Genomic DNA, 13,600 nt, shown 5'->3' with positions numbered 1-13,600 from the left:
TTGAGCACAGAGCGATTTCTTCGGCATGACAGGGAATGCGCTTACTCCACCGGCGAGGCGAGCAGCGACACCGGCACGCCATGGCAACTCACCCTGCCGACGATCGCCGCGCCGAGACTCGCACTGGATTTGGCGTGCGCGTCCAACGACGTGATCCCTCTGTCGACCCGCAGAATGTTGATGGGCCATGACGGCCGGGACAGCCGCTCGTGCGCGAAAGCGCCGACCCACAACGGTGTGGCGGACGTGCCGTTTTCCACGGCGTAACCACTGGGCCAGAAGCGCAGCACGTCGCGCTCGTCGCGCGTGTTGCCCGGACGCATGAAGACCACCGAGGACGGCACGCCATTGTTCAGCTTCGGCAAGACCGGCAGCGACACGGCCGCCACATTGGGCGAGGCGAGCGAGAGCAGGCTGTGCGCCGACACGTCCGTGCCCTCCACCCAACCGTGGGCGCGCAACTGCCCGCGGATCGAATCGAGGTTCGAGGCCCACTGCAGTGTGAGCGGCTCCATGCTGTCGCCGCCCATATCCGAGCGGTAACACGGCAGACGTTTCCACACGGAGAGCGTCCACTGCGCCTGGGTGACGAGCACGGGCGGCGGCCGCAACGCCGTATCCGGCGGCGGCGCGGGCATGGCCACGCCGAGTTGCAGGCCCACGCTGACCAGCATGACCAGCAGCACCACCAGCGGCATGAAGGTGCGCTCGGGCGGTGTTTCCGGGTGCCGCCACATTGCGGTCAGCGCAACGATCGCGACCCAGATGTAGGCGAGCGCGGCGCCGCCGATCGCATCGGATACCCAATATTTGCCGAAGTACAGTCCCGCGAGCGCGACCACGATCACGACGATCGCGCTCGCGGCCGCCACCATGACGCCTTCGAGCATGCCGACCCGGCGCGCCAGCAGGAACGCGAGGAAGCCGTACACGATAACGGTCGCGGCGACGTGATCGCTCGGAAATACATACGCGCCGACCATCAGATCATTCGGCGGCGCGCGGTGCATCGCGAACTGCAGCGCGAAGATCAGCAATTGGGAAAACACTACGGCCGCGAGCCAGTAGCCCATGGTGCGCCAGCGCCGTTCCAGCAGCATCCAGATCACGACCGTCACGATCAGCGCCGCGAGCGTGATGCTGCTGCCGAGCGTCGAGAGTCCCGCGAGAACGGTGTCGCTCCAGGGCGTGCGTACCGATTGCAGGAAGTGATAGACCGAGAGGTCTACTTGCGTGAGCGGATCGCCGCTGAGAACGTCTTCCAGCACGCCGAAGAACAGTGCGCCGGACACGATTACGACCAGCGACGTCAGCAGGATGCTGCTGGCGTCCGGTGTCGCCGGGTCGAGCATCTTGCGCGCGAAACGGCCGAACGGGCCGGGGTGCCGGCAAGCCCAGGCGCCCACCTGAAGCCCGGCCGCGCTCGACCACGCATTGGCATGCGAGAGCAGCACACGCGCGGCGCGAAAGCTCAGCCAGACGATACCCGCCAGCAACGCGATGATCACCACGAGCCGGAACGACACCGCGCCGGCCAGCAGCACCGAAGCGCCGAAGATCATGCCGGGGAGGATGTGAGCGGGTGCCCAGATTAGCGCCGAGAGCACGTTCATGCCGTAGAAAAGCAGTGGCGGCATGCGCAGCATGCCCGCCACCACCGGCACGATCGCCCGCAACGGGCCGATGAAGCGCGCCAGCACGACGCTCTTCGCGCCATGTTTGCGAAAGAAGCGGTGGCCAGCCTCGAGCACTTCGGGATGTTTGCGGAACGGCCAGAACTGGACGATCCGGTCTTTATAGCGGCTGCCGAGCCAGAAGCTCATGCCGTCGCCGGCGATGGCTCCCGCGATGGCCCACACGAAAACCCAGCCGAGGCTGAGCGACCCGGTGCCCGCCAGCGCCCCGGCGAGAAACATTGCGGTGCTGCCCGGAATGAAGGTGCCGATAACGGCGACGGCCTCCAGAAACGCCGCAAGGAAGATGACCGTGAGTGTCCAGCCCGGGTGGCCGGCCAGCAGATGCAGGAGGTGAACGTAAGCGTGCTCCATCGTGTGCGATCAGCCGTTTCTGGCATAACGATTGATCATAACGCGCACGGCGGCCGTCTTATTCCTTTTTAGAAGCCGGCATCCAGTGACGCAGGCGAGGGTTCGCGAAGCGCGCAGTCAATCGCTCGACCTAGCGCCGCGAACGTGAATGCGTGTGGCGATCCGCATGGCGGTTGCGGTTGGCAGTGTGGGCCCGACGTTCAGATTTCGTCGCTGAATTCGTCGAGGAAACGTTGCAGGCGGGCATGGCGGATGCCGGCCAGACGCGCGCCCGTGGCCGTCTGAAAACCCTCGGACAGTTTCAGCAGCTTGGTATGGAAATGGTCCAGCGTGAAGCGCGTGTCATCCAGCGGGCGCTGTGTTGCGTGTGGATCGGCTGGGTCGTACAAGGTGCGGCCCATCCGCCCGGCAACGTAGAAGCAGCGCGCCACGCCCAGCACGCCGATCGCGTCGAGCCGGTCGGCGTCTTGCAGCGTTTTCGCTTCGAGTGTGGTCGGCGTGACGGCTGCTGAAAAACTGTGTGCTTCGATGGCGTGCGCCGTCGCCTGAACCTGCGCTTGTGCCCAACCGAGCGACGCCAGCACGCGCGCCGCTTTTTCCGCCGATAGTCGGGAGGCCCGCGCGCGCAGCGGCGAATTCTTTTCGACCGCTACGCAGTCGTGTAGCAGCGTGGCGGCGAACAGGACCTGCGCATCGCCGCCTTCTTCCGCGTGGATCGACGCTGCGTTTTTCCAGACGCGTTGCAGATGCGAGGTGTCGTGCGAGCCGTCGCCGTTGTCGTCGCCCGCATGCGGCAGGAGGGTTCGGGCCAGTTCCTGGAACGGGGCGAAAGGGGCGAAGGGGTCGAACGAGGCGGGTGTTATCGAAGGCATCGAAGCGGTCTGCGAAGAAAACCGTCGATTATCGCGTATCGTCCGTCGCGCCCCGATTTTCACTTCTGAACGAAGCGGGCTCGGCGTCGTCATACTGTTCGAGTGGTCGCCGTGCTGACACCGCGGCCGCGCAATTCGACGATGTAACGGAGTGGCCATGAAGACAGTATGGGGCGGTATCGTAGCGTCGGCGCTTATGATCGGCTGCACCGCGACGGCTTACGCGCAGCTTGTCGCTCGACCGGCCAACGCGGGCGGCTTCGGCTTGAATGGCGTGCAGTCCAACGGGCTCAACAACACGGGCGGCGCGGCGGCGACGGGGCTGGGGGCGGGCGCCGGCACGAGCGGGGCGCCGGCCGTGGGAAGGACAAGCGGCGCGGGGGCAGGCCACGCACTCAGCAACATGCGGGCAAACGGCACGAACCTGAACGAAAGCCCGGACCCGCGTGCGCCGCCTCTCGCCGGAAGGCCATTACCGCCAAGTTCGCCGAATTAGTCAGCAAGCGGCGCGCCGCCGTCGCGTGATGTCCGCGTATAAAATGCACGCCTCTGCGACCGGATCCGATTCAAATCAAAGGGAGGTTGGCATGGCATACGGCGAGCACAAATACAAGGTGTCGGTGCAGTGGACCGGCAATCGCGGAAGCGGCACGTCGGGCTACCGTGACTACGGGCGCGATCATGTGATTGCCGCTGGCGACAAACCCGAGCTTCCCGGGTCATCGGACGCGGCCTTTCTCGGCGACGCCAAACGCTGGAATCCGGAGGATCTGCTGGTCGCCTCGGCGAGCGCCTGCCATCAACTCTGGTATCTGCATCTATGCGCGGACGCCGGCATCACCGTCACCGCGTATCGCGACCATGCCGAAGGCACCATGCTCGACGATCCCAAGCAGGGCCGTTTTTCACAAATCGTTCTGCGCCCGCACGTCGTGATTCGGGCGGGCGGCGATGCCGAACTCGCCGCGCACTTGCATCACGTCGCGCACGAGAAGTGCTACATCGCGAACTCGGTCAATTTTCCGATTCTCTGCGAGCCGGTCGTCGAAATCGAAGGGCATTGAGAGCGTCTTGCCCGGCTGCGCTCTGAAGCAGTCGTGCCCGGCCGCTCTTTCAGAGGCGGCATGCCTTGACGGCTTCTCAACGATTGCCGTCGAGCAGATCGCCAAGCAGTTCGTCGAACGCGGCTTGCGCGTCTTCGAGTTCCTGCAGCGCCGCGTCAAATGTTTGCAGCGCGAACTGCGAAGGCGTGCCGCTGCCGGCGGGCGGGAACTGCGATTGCAGCGATGCAAAGGCCGACTGCACCCGCTGCGTGGCGGTCAATACGCGCGTCATCGCGGCGGTTTCTTCGGCTCGTGCCTGTTCGTGATCCATGAGAACTCCAGATTCGTCGGGTCGGCTCGCGCCGTTTCAAAGGCGTGACTATGCCACGTCCGCGTTCAGGATAGCGGCAAGCCGCCGTTGGCTTTTACCTCTCGCAACGACAGCGCCGATTCCACCGATGTCACGCCCGGCAGGCTGCGCATCTCGTCGCGCATGAAGGTGCCGTAGTCGTCGAGGTCGCGCGCCACCACCTGCAGGATGTAATCGGCGCTGCCCGACACGTTGTGACACGCCAGAATGCGTGGGATCGCCTGCACCTCGCGCTCGAAGCGCGTCGCCACCGCGCGATCGTGCACGGCAAAACGGACATAGACGAAGGCCACCACGCCAAAGCCAAGCGCGGAGCGCGACAGCATGGCGCGGTATTGGTCGATATACCCGTCGTTTTCGAGGCGCTTGAGACGGCGCGCGCACGGCGTTTCGCTCAGGCCGACCGTTTCGGCCAGCCGCGCGTTCGACATGCGCCCGTCTTTCTGCAGCGCGGCGAGGATCGCGCGATCTGTTTTATCGAGGTCGATTGTCATGGCTCGGCGATGTCAATAGCGGTTTGGAGGAAAACACAAGCCTAAGCCGTAATGTTAGCGCATTCCTCCAAATCCAAAGATACCGGGCCAGTAATTCGCCAACAAACCCTCCGCCGGCAATTGCAAGATAGAGCCCTGAAAAACAGGAGCCTCTGATGATTTCCGCACACCTGCTGGCCGTCTATATCGCAGCGCTTTTCGTCGTTTATGCCGTGCCGGGCCCGGACATGGCGCTGGTGCTGCAAACCAGTATCGGACGCGGTGCGCGTAGCGGTTTCGCGGCTGCCGGCGGACTGGGTCTCGCGCGCGCCGCGCACGTGACGCTCTCGGCGTGCGGCGTGGCCGCGCTGTTGCGCAACGCGCCGTGGTTATACGACGTGGTGCGCTATGGCGGCGCGGTTTATCTCGCGTGGGTGGGCATCCAGATTTTTCGTTCGCCGGTGTTCGCGCTGCCTGACGGCGACACGGCGAAAGCCGCAGCGGGCGCTCCCGCAAACGGCGAGTCGCGCCCGCTGCGGGCTGCTTTCGTCAAAGGTCTGCTGACCAACTTGCTGAATCCGAAAGCGCTGTTGTTCTGTTCGGTGCTGCTGCCGCAGTTCGTGCGCCCGGAAGCGGGGCCGGTGGTTTTGCAGATGGTCGAGCTAGGCTTGGTGTTGCTCGCCATAGGCGCATGTTTCGACGTGATGTACGCGATCGGCGCTGCCCGCATCGCCAATTGGATGCGCGCCCATCCGCTGGCGCAAACGCTGCAGCGCTGGACCTTCTCGGCGGCGTTGATCGGATTTGCGCTGCGGCTTTCGTTGGACTGACGCGGCGCGAAGGCACGACGAGAAGCGCCGCGCTACGCATGGCGTTGGCGGATCGCTTACTTGTTCAGCTTATGCTCGCGCCGCGAACGGTCCTCGATGATTTTCCTGCGATGCTTGTCTTTCATCTTCTTCCAGCTTTTGCATTCGTCGCGAGTGCGCAAACAGCCAATGCAGAAACCGGTTTTGCCGTCGAATTTGCAGATGTCGATGCAGGGTGAAGCAATGCTCATGGCGAAGGGCAATTAAGGAAAGGACTCGAAGACTCTCGCACGCGCCGTGCCCGCGCGCCAAGTGATTGTGTTAATAAAGCCGATAGAGCGCCATACCTCATTCGTGGCATCACAATCACCTGCTTACTCATCGTTAATGAAGACTTTTCTGCTTTATGCCGTGACCGCCGTTGCTGAAATTGTCGGCTGCTATTTGCCGTGGCGGTGGCTGAAAGAGGGCGGTTCGATCTGGCTGCTCGTGCCGGGCGCGCTCAGCCTCGCGTTGTTCGCCTGGCTGTTGACCCTGCACGGTACCGCCGCAGGCCGCGTTTATGCGGCTTACGGCGGTGTGTACGTGGCGGTGGCGATTGCCTGGCTGTGGTGCGTGGACAAGGTGCGGCCCACGCTGTGGGACGCGGCCGGCGTCGCCTTTACGCTGGCCGGCATGGCGATCATCGCGTTCCAGCCGCGCGTTTGAGCTGACACCGGGGCGCGGCCCGCACGTGTTTGCCGCGTCCTTCAAACGTCTCTCACCAACACTCATTGCGCATTCGCACAGACCTCGAGTCCGTGCGGAACATGCGTTTTACTTGATGCCGCCGAGATAGTCGAGCTTGCCGAGGTCGACGCCGTTGTGACGCAGAATGTCGTACGCCGTCGTGACGTGAAAATAGAAATTCGGCAGCACGAAACCGAGCAGATACGACAGGCCCGTGAACTCGATCGGACCCGTGCGCATTTTCAGCGTGATCTCGCGCGCTTCTGAACCGTCGATCTGTTCCGGCTTGAATTCCTTCAGATAATCGATCGTCTTTTGAAGGCGGGCAGTCAGTTCTTCAAAAGTCTGTTCGACGTCGTCGAACTTCGGCGCCTCGACGCCGGCCAGCCGCGCGGCGCAGCCCTTCGCGGTGTCGCTCGCGATATAGACCTGGCGCGTGAGCGGCAGCATGTCCGGTGCGAGCCGGGCGGTCGTGAACACCGTAGGCTCGATCTGCTTTTCGGCAGCGTGTGCTTCGGCTTTGCCCAGAATGACCTGCAGGTTTGTCAGGCCGCGGATCAACACGGGCAGTGATGCTTGATACATCGAAATTGACATGGGGCTTCCTCTGATTCTTTGATCGTGCGCGCGGATGGCGCGCGAGGCAACGTAACGGCTGGATTGCCGCTGCAGCATCATAGCGCGAGCGGTGGCGTATGCGTGTCGGTGCGGCGCGGCGCTGGCCATTCGGACAACTGCCGCGCACGCCGGAACTGTGTTTGAATGGATTGGTCGGACGGTTTGACGAGGTCCCTGAAACAGTAACTTGCCGCCGGCTTCAGGCAATGAGGTCGTGCAGGCGCGTGGCGTGCTGGGTCCACTGTGTGGATTGCGCCGTCACGCTAACTGGAGAGTCGACACCATGGTCAACAAGCACCCGCTGCCAGGCAGTGAACGAACAGTGGAACAGGGTTCGAAAGTCGTGGGGCAATGCGATCCGGCGCAGCGGATCGAGGTGTTCGTCATGTTGCGCCGTCAGCAGCAGGCGCAGTTCGACGCGCTGATGAGCAAGATCGAAGCAGGCGATCCGGGCGTCAAGCCGCTCTCGCGCGAGGCGCTTGCCACAGACTACGGCGCCGCGCCGGACGATATCGCCAAGGTCAAGGCCTTCGCCGCCGAACACGGGCTGACCGTGGTGCGCGAAGATCCGGCCGCGCGCTCGGTCGTGCTGGGCGGCACGATTGCCCAGTTCCAGGATGCGTTTTCCGTCAAGCTGGAACATTACGAACATCACACGGCCGGGCAGTTCCGTGGGCGCACCGGCCCGATCAGCGTGCCAGACGATCTGCGCGGCGTGGTGGAAGCCGTGATGGGCCTCGACAATCGTCCGCAGGCGCGGCCGCACTTTCGCATCCGGCCGCCGTTCCAGCCGGCCCGGGCCCATCAGGCTTCCTTTACGCCGCCGCAACTCGCGTCGCTCTACCATTTTCCGCAAGGCGATGGCGGCGGCCAGTGCGTGGGTATCATCGAACTGGGCGGCGGCTACAACACCGCCGATCTCAAGTCCTACTTCGCGAGCCTCGGCGTCGCGTCGCCCACGGTGAAATCGGTCGGCGTCGATCAGGGCAGCAATCAGCCGAGCGGCGATCCGAACGGACCGGACGGCGAGGTGACGCTCGATATCGAGATCGTCGGCGCGATCGCGCCCGGCGCGAAGATCGCGGTGTATTTCACGCAGAATAGCGACTCCGGTTTCATCGACGCGGTGAGCCGCGCGGTACACGACACGACCAACAAGCCGTCGGTCATTTCGATCAGTTGGGGCGGCCCGGAGTCGAACTGGACCAGCCAGTCGATGCAGGCCTTCAACAGCGTGCTGCAGTCGGCCGCGGCCCTCGGTGTCACGGTATGCGCGGCGTCGGGCGACAGCGGTTCGAGCGACGGCGTGAGTGGCGGCGACCAGGTCGACTTCCCGGCTTCGAGCCCGTATGTACTGGCCTGCGGCGGCACGAACCTCACCGCGTCGGGCACTTCGATCTCGCACGAGGTAGTGTGGAACGACGGCGCGCAGGGCGGCGCGACCGGCGGCGGCGTGAGCCATGCCTTTGCGGCGCCGACGTGGCAAAAGGGTTTGTCCGCCACGTCGTCGAGCGGCGGCAAGAAGGCGCTCAGCGGGCGCGGCGTGCCGGACGTAGCAGGCGACGCTTCTCCGGTGACCGGCTACAACGTATTGATCGACGGTACGCAGACGGTGGTCGGCGGCACCAGTGCGGTCGCGCCGCTGTGGGCCGCGCTGATCGCGCGTATCAATGCGGCCAAAGGACAGCCGGCCGGGTTCATCAATCCCAAGCTGTACAAGACGCCGGGCGTGTGTAACGACATCACGCAAGGCAACAACGGCAGCTTCGCGGCAGCCACGGGCTGGGACGCCTGCACGGGGCTCGGCAGTCCCAATGGTCAGAAGGTGGCGGCCGCACTATAGTCTGCAACACACGCCCCGAAGCAGGTCTGCTTTGGGGGCGACGTACAAGACGTGAACGAACCCATGGAGCGATCATGACGAACACAGAGTCAGCTTCCGTTAGTCCGCAGTCGTCGCACAATGCTCATGCTTCGGCTGCACCGGCCGCACCCGCGGCACCGGCAGCGGCCAGCTCGCCGCACAAAGCCGGCGATCAGCCGTTCTTCGATCCGGTCGCATACGGTAACGGGCCGGACGATTCCGTCACCGATACCGCGGAGACCGCTGCGATCACGCATCATTCGGTCACCATCGGCGGGCGCAAGATCAACTACACGGCGACGGCGGGACACCTCGTGATCGTCGACCCGAGCAGTTCGCAACCGGAAGCCCGGATGTTCTACGTGGCCTTCACGCAGGACAAGCAGAAAGAAGAAGCGCGGCCGCTCACGTTTTTCTATAACGGCGGGCCGGGATCGTCGTCGGTGTTCGTGCTGCTGGGCTCGTTCGCGCCGCGTCGCATCAAGACGTCGATGCCGAGCTTTACGCCGCCCGCGCCCTATTCGATGGAAGACAACCCGGACAGTCTGCTGGACAAAAGCGACCTCGTCTTCATCAATCCGGTCGGCACGGGCTACTCGGCGGCGATCGCCCCGAAGAAGAACCGCGACTTCTGGGGCGTCGATCAGGATGCCGACTCGATCAAGCAATTCATCAAGCGCTTTCTGACCAAGAACAACCGTTGGAACTCGCCCAAGTACCTGTTTGGCGAGTCGTACGGCACGGCGCGTAGTTGCGTGCTCGCTTACCGATTACACGAAGACGGCGTCGATCTGAACGGCATTACGCTGCAATCGTCGATTCTCGATTACACGCAATCCGGCAACCCGGTCGGCACGCTGCCCACGGCGGCAGCGGACGCGTGGTATCACAAGAAGCTCGGCATCGCGCCGCGGCCAACCGATCTCGGCACGTTCGCCGAAGAAGTCGCGCAATTCGCGCGCACCGACTATCTGGCCGCGCTGCGTAAATTTCCGACCACCGATTCGGCAACGGTCGAAAAACTTAGCGAATACACCGGGATAGATAAAACAACCTTGCTTGCCTGGAGTCTGGATATCGCGTCGTACGACAGCCGGGGTAATTCGCTATTCCTGACTACGCTGCTGAAATCCAAAGGTCTCGCGCTCGGCGAATACGACGGCCGCGTGACGGCGATCGGCACGGGCATTGCCGGCAAGATCGACCCGAACTCCGGCGGCAACGATCCGACCATGACGGCGGTCACCGGCGTCTATACGACGATGTGGAACGTGTATCTGAACGAGCAGTTGAAATACACATCGAATTCGTCATTCACCGACCTGAACGATCAGGCCTTCCAGTACTGGGACTTCAGTCACATCGATCCGACAGGCGCGCAGAAGGGGGTGGACGCGAAGGGCAACATCATTCTGTACACCGCCGGCGACCTTGCCGCCGTCATGGCGCTCAATCCCGATCTGAAGGTGCTGTCGGCCAACGGTTTCTTCGATTACGTGACGCCGTTTTATCAAACCGTGCTCGATCTGCAGCAGATGCCGCTGCTCAGTCAGCAGGTCCGGCAGAATTTGTCGGCGCGCTTTTATCCGTCGGGGCATATGGTCTATCTCGACGGCGGATCGCGCACCGCGCTGAAGGCGGACCTCGCAAAGATGTACGAAACCACCGTGTCCGACACGCAGGCCATGTTCCGTATTCGTGCGCTGCAGGCGCGTGTGCCGAGGTAGCGTCACATTGACACGGAGCGTGGCGGACGCCTCTCGTGTGGAACGTGCGGTGTTGCGCGCGATCCGCGAGCGGCGTCCGTAGCGGGAAGGGGGATTGGCGGTGCGCGAGGGGCGCCGCCGCCGGTTGCTGCCGTCTATGAAACCCGCAGATTGCGATCTATGCACGCAGCGCGCACACGTAGGCTTTCTTACATAAGCGTTTTGAATGTGTTTTAATTAGTCTGCGAATTGAACTATTGCGTGCCGTTCCCGGCGCGCCGACGAATGAACGCAGGCATTGCAGACAGGCGTCGCACTCAACACCTCAGCGACCCGACCGGTAGTACGTATGAAACGGCCGCGCCGGCGCTCGCACGCCGATGCCGCGTTGCGCGTCCTTCGCGCGGCGCGCGCATCGTGCTCGCACTCGGCTCGGCGGCGCTACTCGCTGTGTGCATGGGCGAAGCCCGCGCACAGGGCATCAGTATGCTCGACGAACGTGTCACGCAGCAGTCGGTGGGCGAGACGATTTGCCGCCCTGGCTATGCTGACACGGTCGCGCCGCCGTTCGACGAACTGATGGCGCACAAAGACCGCATGCTCGCCGCGCGCGGCATCGACGCGGACAATGGCGCTGCCTTCGCGCTCGACCGGCGTGTGCCGATCGTGCTCGGCGGCTCGCCGGACGCTCCCGCCAATCTCGATCTGTTACCGTGGGCGGGCCACCAGGGCGAGCGCCGCAAGGCGCGCGCCGCGGTCATGCTCAAGCGCTGCGTCTGCGAAGGCAAAATGAGTCTCGCCGAAGCGCAGGCCGCGATTGTCGGCAACTGGTCGGTCGTTTATTCGGGCTTCGGCCAGACGTCTTGCGACGTGAGCCGGCTCGACGTCGCCACGGGCGGCGATATTGGCCGCGGCGCCGGGCACGACAACCCGCCATGAAGGCGGCCGATTCGCCTGCGTCGCCAGTTTCGTTCATTCGCCCGGCTTGCGGTTCGCAAGCCCGCCCCCATCTTGTTTTCGGAGAATCATCATGATCCATTCACGTGTTGCCGTCATGGCGCTTTCGTTTGGCTGCCTGTTCGGTAGCAGCGCGGTGTTCGCCGCTGAGCCTGTTCGTTGCGGTCAAGCCGGGGCGCTGCAGATTCGCGGCGATGTGCCGGCGGCGATCAGCTTCGACGTGTACCGCCAGTTGCGGCCGTTGAGCGCGCAACGTGTTGCGCTGTTCCAGTCCGCGGGCGAGGTGAAGCGCCTGCCCGACGGTCTCGCGGTATGCGAAGTTGCCGACGACGGTGTCGACGATCCGTCCGCGGTGCTGGTGCAGTTGCCGCAGGGCAAGAATACGTGGTGGGTCAGCGCGGCCAACGTGCAAGCGGCGGACTGATCGCGACGATCAGCCCGCCTTTTGCGCACGTCCCCCGCAGGATGCCGTGGCGATACGTGGCCGCGGCCCGGTTTTCGCGCCCACGCACTGCGTTCGACGCGTTTGCCGGGTCTGTACCGGAAAATGAAGCGCTGTTTTGCTATTTTTGACGCCGCTTATTCAGGTACAGTGCATTAACGGAGATTTGAGTTCCGTTTTACTACGCTGTGTCACATCGCTTTTGCTGTGATTTATGGCTATCCTGAACACAGGACGAAATTCGCAGGGGAGAATTAAATGCTTGCCTTCTATTTGTCATTGGCTGCCTTGGGCGCTGCGGGCGCCGCATTGATCCGCCAACTTGCTGCCGCGCAGGCGAAACAGCGTGCCGCATTGCGCCCCGTGCGCGTTGAGGGCACAGGGCGCAACGCGCGCCGAGGGTAGGCTGCATGAACCTGATCGTTCGCAACATCGCCCAGTCGTGTAGCGAGCAGGAAGTGCGGGAATTCCTGAAGCACGAACTCGGGCATTACGCAAAAAACATCGAAGTGGTCGACGCCGGCAAGCCGGGCGCCTACGCCACGGTCGAGCTTGACGCCGAAGTGCCCTATGTGGGCGAGGTCATCGCGCGGCAGATTCAGGGCAAGCAGCTAGGTGGTCTGGCGTTGGAGGCCAGCGCCGATCTGTTCACCGACGAACCGCCGAAAGCTGAGTGAGCTGACTCGATCGAGCGAGCCTGAATCTGGCGAGCGAGACGACCGCGCTTCGGCTGACGCATAGCCGACACGCCAACGCCGCTGCATTGAGCGCGTCAGCTGCACACCCATCACTTTTTCAATCTTCGCTTGCCTGTACCGCCCAGTCGAACGGCGTGTACGGCAACGCCCGCTTATGACGCGTGGCGTCGTAATAGCGCAGGATGGTCGCGCGCGCCGTGTCGTTCACCGGTTTGCCTTCCAGAAAATCGTCGATCGCATCGTATGGGATGCCATAGGCATCTTCATCGGGTCGTTGCGGGCGCAACATCTCGAGGTCGGCGGTCGGCACCTTGTGCGCCAATTCTTCCGGTGCGCCTAACGCCTTCGCCAACGCGCGCACACGACGCTTGTTGAGCCCCGCGAGCGGCAGCACGTCGGCGCCACCGTCGCCGAACTTGGTGAAGAAGCCCATGACCGACTCGGCCGCGTGATCCGTGCCGATCACCACACCGGCCCGCGCGCCGGCCACCGCGTATTGCGCAATCATGCGTTGCCGCGCCTTGATGTTGCCATGCACGAAGTCCTGTTGCGATTCGTCCTTGAATAGCACGCCGCTCTTGTCTAGCGCGGCGAGCATCGCGTCGGCAGCGGGCTTGATGTCGATGGCGAGATTTTCGTCCGCTCGAATGAAGCGCAATGCCTGTTGGGCGTCGGCTTCGTCTTTTTGTTCACCGTAAGGCAGACGTATTGCGACGAAGTGCGCGTCGTATTGCTCGGCGCGCAATCGTTCGACCGCGAGTTGCGCAAGCCGGCCGGCAGTTGTCGAGTCCACGCCGCCACTGATTCCAAGCACGTATGTTTTCAGGCCGCTGCTGCGCAGATAATCCGCGAGAAAAGCGACCCGCCGCTCGATTTCTGATTCGGCGTCGAACCCGTCGCTAATGTGCATTTCTTGAGAAATGTTCGCCTGGCGTGCGACTGGATCGTGTTGCGTCATGATTCCTTTTGCT

16 protein-coding genes are annotated in these 13,600 nt (G+C 63.4%); 9 read left to right on the top strand and 7 right to left on the bottom strand.

Going from position 1 to position 13,600, the window contains the following annotated elements; all coding sequences use genetic code 11:
- Positions 1 to 41 precede the first annotated feature (41 nt).
- Positions 42 to 2,048 carry a bifunctional DedA family/phosphatase PAP2 family protein gene (locus P0D71_RS16070; RefSeq protein WP_408300735.1) on the bottom strand — a complete coding sequence of 669 codons (2,007 nt, stop codon included), beginning with the start codon at positions 2,046 to 2,048 and terminating at the stop codon, positions 42 to 44.
- 200 nt (positions 2,049 to 2,248) lie between these two features.
- Positions 2,249 to 2,920: an HD domain-containing protein gene (locus tag P0D71_RS16065; RefSeq protein ID WP_408480945.1), complete on the bottom strand. Its 672-nt coding sequence runs from the start codon at positions 2,918 to 2,920 to the stop codon at positions 2,249 to 2,251.
- Positions 2,921 to 3,077: 157 nt separating this feature from the next.
- On the opposite strand from P0D71_RS16065, the gene P0D71_RS16060 reads away from it, so the two are divergent.
- Together P0D71_RS16060 and P0D71_RS16055 are read left to right on the top strand one after the other, a co-directional pair.
- Positions 3,078 to 3,416 carry a hypothetical protein gene (locus tag P0D71_RS16060; protein WP_091802330.1) on the top strand — a complete coding sequence of 113 codons (339 nt, stop codon included), beginning with the start codon at positions 3,078 to 3,080 and terminating at the stop codon, positions 3,414 to 3,416.
- Between the two features lie 91 nt (positions 3,417 to 3,507).
- Positions 3,508 to 3,984 carry an OsmC family protein gene (locus P0D71_RS16055; RefSeq protein ID WP_408480943.1) on the top strand — a complete coding sequence of 159 codons (477 nt, stop codon included), beginning with the start codon at positions 3,508 to 3,510 and terminating at the stop codon, positions 3,982 to 3,984.
- A 76-nt stretch (positions 3,985 to 4,060) separates the two neighbouring features.
- On the opposite strand, the gene P0D71_RS16050 is transcribed toward P0D71_RS16055, so the two are convergent.
- Both P0D71_RS16050 and P0D71_RS16045 read right to left on the bottom strand, forming a co-directional pair.
- Positions 4,061 to 4,294: a hypothetical protein gene (locus P0D71_RS16050; protein ID WP_091802324.1), complete on the bottom strand. Its 234-nt coding sequence runs from the start codon at positions 4,292 to 4,294 to the stop codon at positions 4,061 to 4,063.
- Between the two features lie 65 nt (positions 4,295 to 4,359).
- Positions 4,360 to 4,827, bottom strand: coding sequence for an Lrp/AsnC family transcriptional regulator (locus tag P0D71_RS16045; RefSeq protein ID WP_408300727.1), 468 nt, complete (start codon positions 4,825 to 4,827; stop codon positions 4,360 to 4,362).
- A 155-nt stretch (positions 4,828 to 4,982) separates the two neighbouring features.
- Between P0D71_RS16045 and P0D71_RS16040 the strand changes: the two genes are divergently transcribed.
- Positions 4,983 to 5,636: a LysE family translocator gene (locus P0D71_RS16040; protein ID WP_408480941.1), complete on the top strand. Its 654-nt coding sequence runs from the start codon at positions 4,983 to 4,985 to the stop codon at positions 5,634 to 5,636.
- A 56-nt stretch (positions 5,637 to 5,692) separates the two neighbouring features.
- Here the strand turns inward: P0D71_RS16040 and P0D71_RS16035 are convergent, their stop codons facing one another.
- A complete protein-coding gene (locus P0D71_RS16035; RefSeq protein WP_091802317.1) occupies positions 5,693 to 5,866 on the bottom strand; it encodes a DUF1289 domain-containing protein in 174 nt (57 codons plus the stop codon).
- A gap of 136 nt (positions 5,867 to 6,002) precedes the next feature.
- Between P0D71_RS16035 and P0D71_RS16030 the strand changes: the two genes are divergently transcribed.
- Entirely contained in the window at positions 6,003 to 6,323 is a 321-nt protein-coding gene (locus P0D71_RS16030; protein WP_091802314.1) for a YnfA family protein, read from the top strand.
- A 108-nt stretch (positions 6,324 to 6,431) separates the two neighbouring features.
- Here P0D71_RS16030 and P0D71_RS16025 read toward each other — a convergent pair whose 3' ends face one another.
- A complete protein-coding gene (locus P0D71_RS16025; RefSeq protein ID WP_408181878.1) occupies positions 6,432 to 6,941 on the bottom strand; it encodes a DUF1993 domain-containing protein in 510 nt (169 codons plus the stop codon).
- A gap of 304 nt (positions 6,942 to 7,245) precedes the next feature.
- On the opposite strand from P0D71_RS16025, the gene P0D71_RS16020 reads away from it, so the two are divergent.
- From P0D71_RS16020 to P0D71_RS16000, 5 genes are all read left to right on the top strand, one after another.
- Positions 7,246 to 8,805, top strand: a complete 1,560-nt coding sequence (locus P0D71_RS16020) for a S53 family peptidase (protein WP_091802308.1) — start codon at positions 7,246 to 7,248, stop codon at positions 8,803 to 8,805.
- Between the two features lie 74 nt (positions 8,806 to 8,879).
- Positions 8,880 to 10,553, top strand: a complete 1,674-nt coding sequence (locus P0D71_RS16015; protein ID WP_408181874.1) for a S10 family peptidase — start codon at positions 8,880 to 8,882, stop codon at positions 10,551 to 10,553.
- Between the two features lie 264 nt (positions 10,554 to 10,817).
- Positions 10,818 to 11,471: a hypothetical protein gene (locus P0D71_RS16010; RefSeq protein ID WP_408181872.1), complete on the top strand. Its 654-nt coding sequence runs from the start codon at positions 10,818 to 10,820 to the stop codon at positions 11,469 to 11,471.
- A 91-nt stretch (positions 11,472 to 11,562) separates the two neighbouring features.
- Positions 11,563 to 11,913 (top strand): hypothetical protein, encoded by a 351-nt coding sequence (locus P0D71_RS16005; RefSeq protein WP_091802299.1) that lies wholly within the window; start codon positions 11,563 to 11,565, stop codon positions 11,911 to 11,913.
- Positions 11,914 to 12,341: 428 nt separating this feature from the next.
- Positions 12,342 to 12,608, top strand: coding sequence for a hypothetical protein (locus P0D71_RS16000; RefSeq protein ID WP_091802295.1), 267 nt, complete (start codon positions 12,342 to 12,344; stop codon positions 12,606 to 12,608).
- A gap of 118 nt (positions 12,609 to 12,726) precedes the next feature.
- On the opposite strand, the gene nadE is transcribed toward P0D71_RS16000, so the two are convergent.
- Positions 12,727 to 13,587: an NAD(+) synthase gene (gene nadE / locus P0D71_RS15995; RefSeq protein ID WP_408181869.1), complete on the bottom strand. Its 861-nt coding sequence runs from the start codon at positions 13,585 to 13,587 to the stop codon at positions 12,727 to 12,729.
- Positions 13,588 to 13,600: the final 13 nt, after the last annotated feature.

It is taken from the genome of Paraburkholderia sp. RL17-383-BIF-A (assembly GCF_046028015.1).
In the GTDB taxonomy this organism is placed as follows: Bacteria; Pseudomonadota; Gammaproteobacteria; order Burkholderiales; family Burkholderiaceae; genus Paraburkholderia.
Note: the sequence above shows the minus strand (reverse complement) of the source record. Positions and strands in the feature narration are given on the sequence as shown.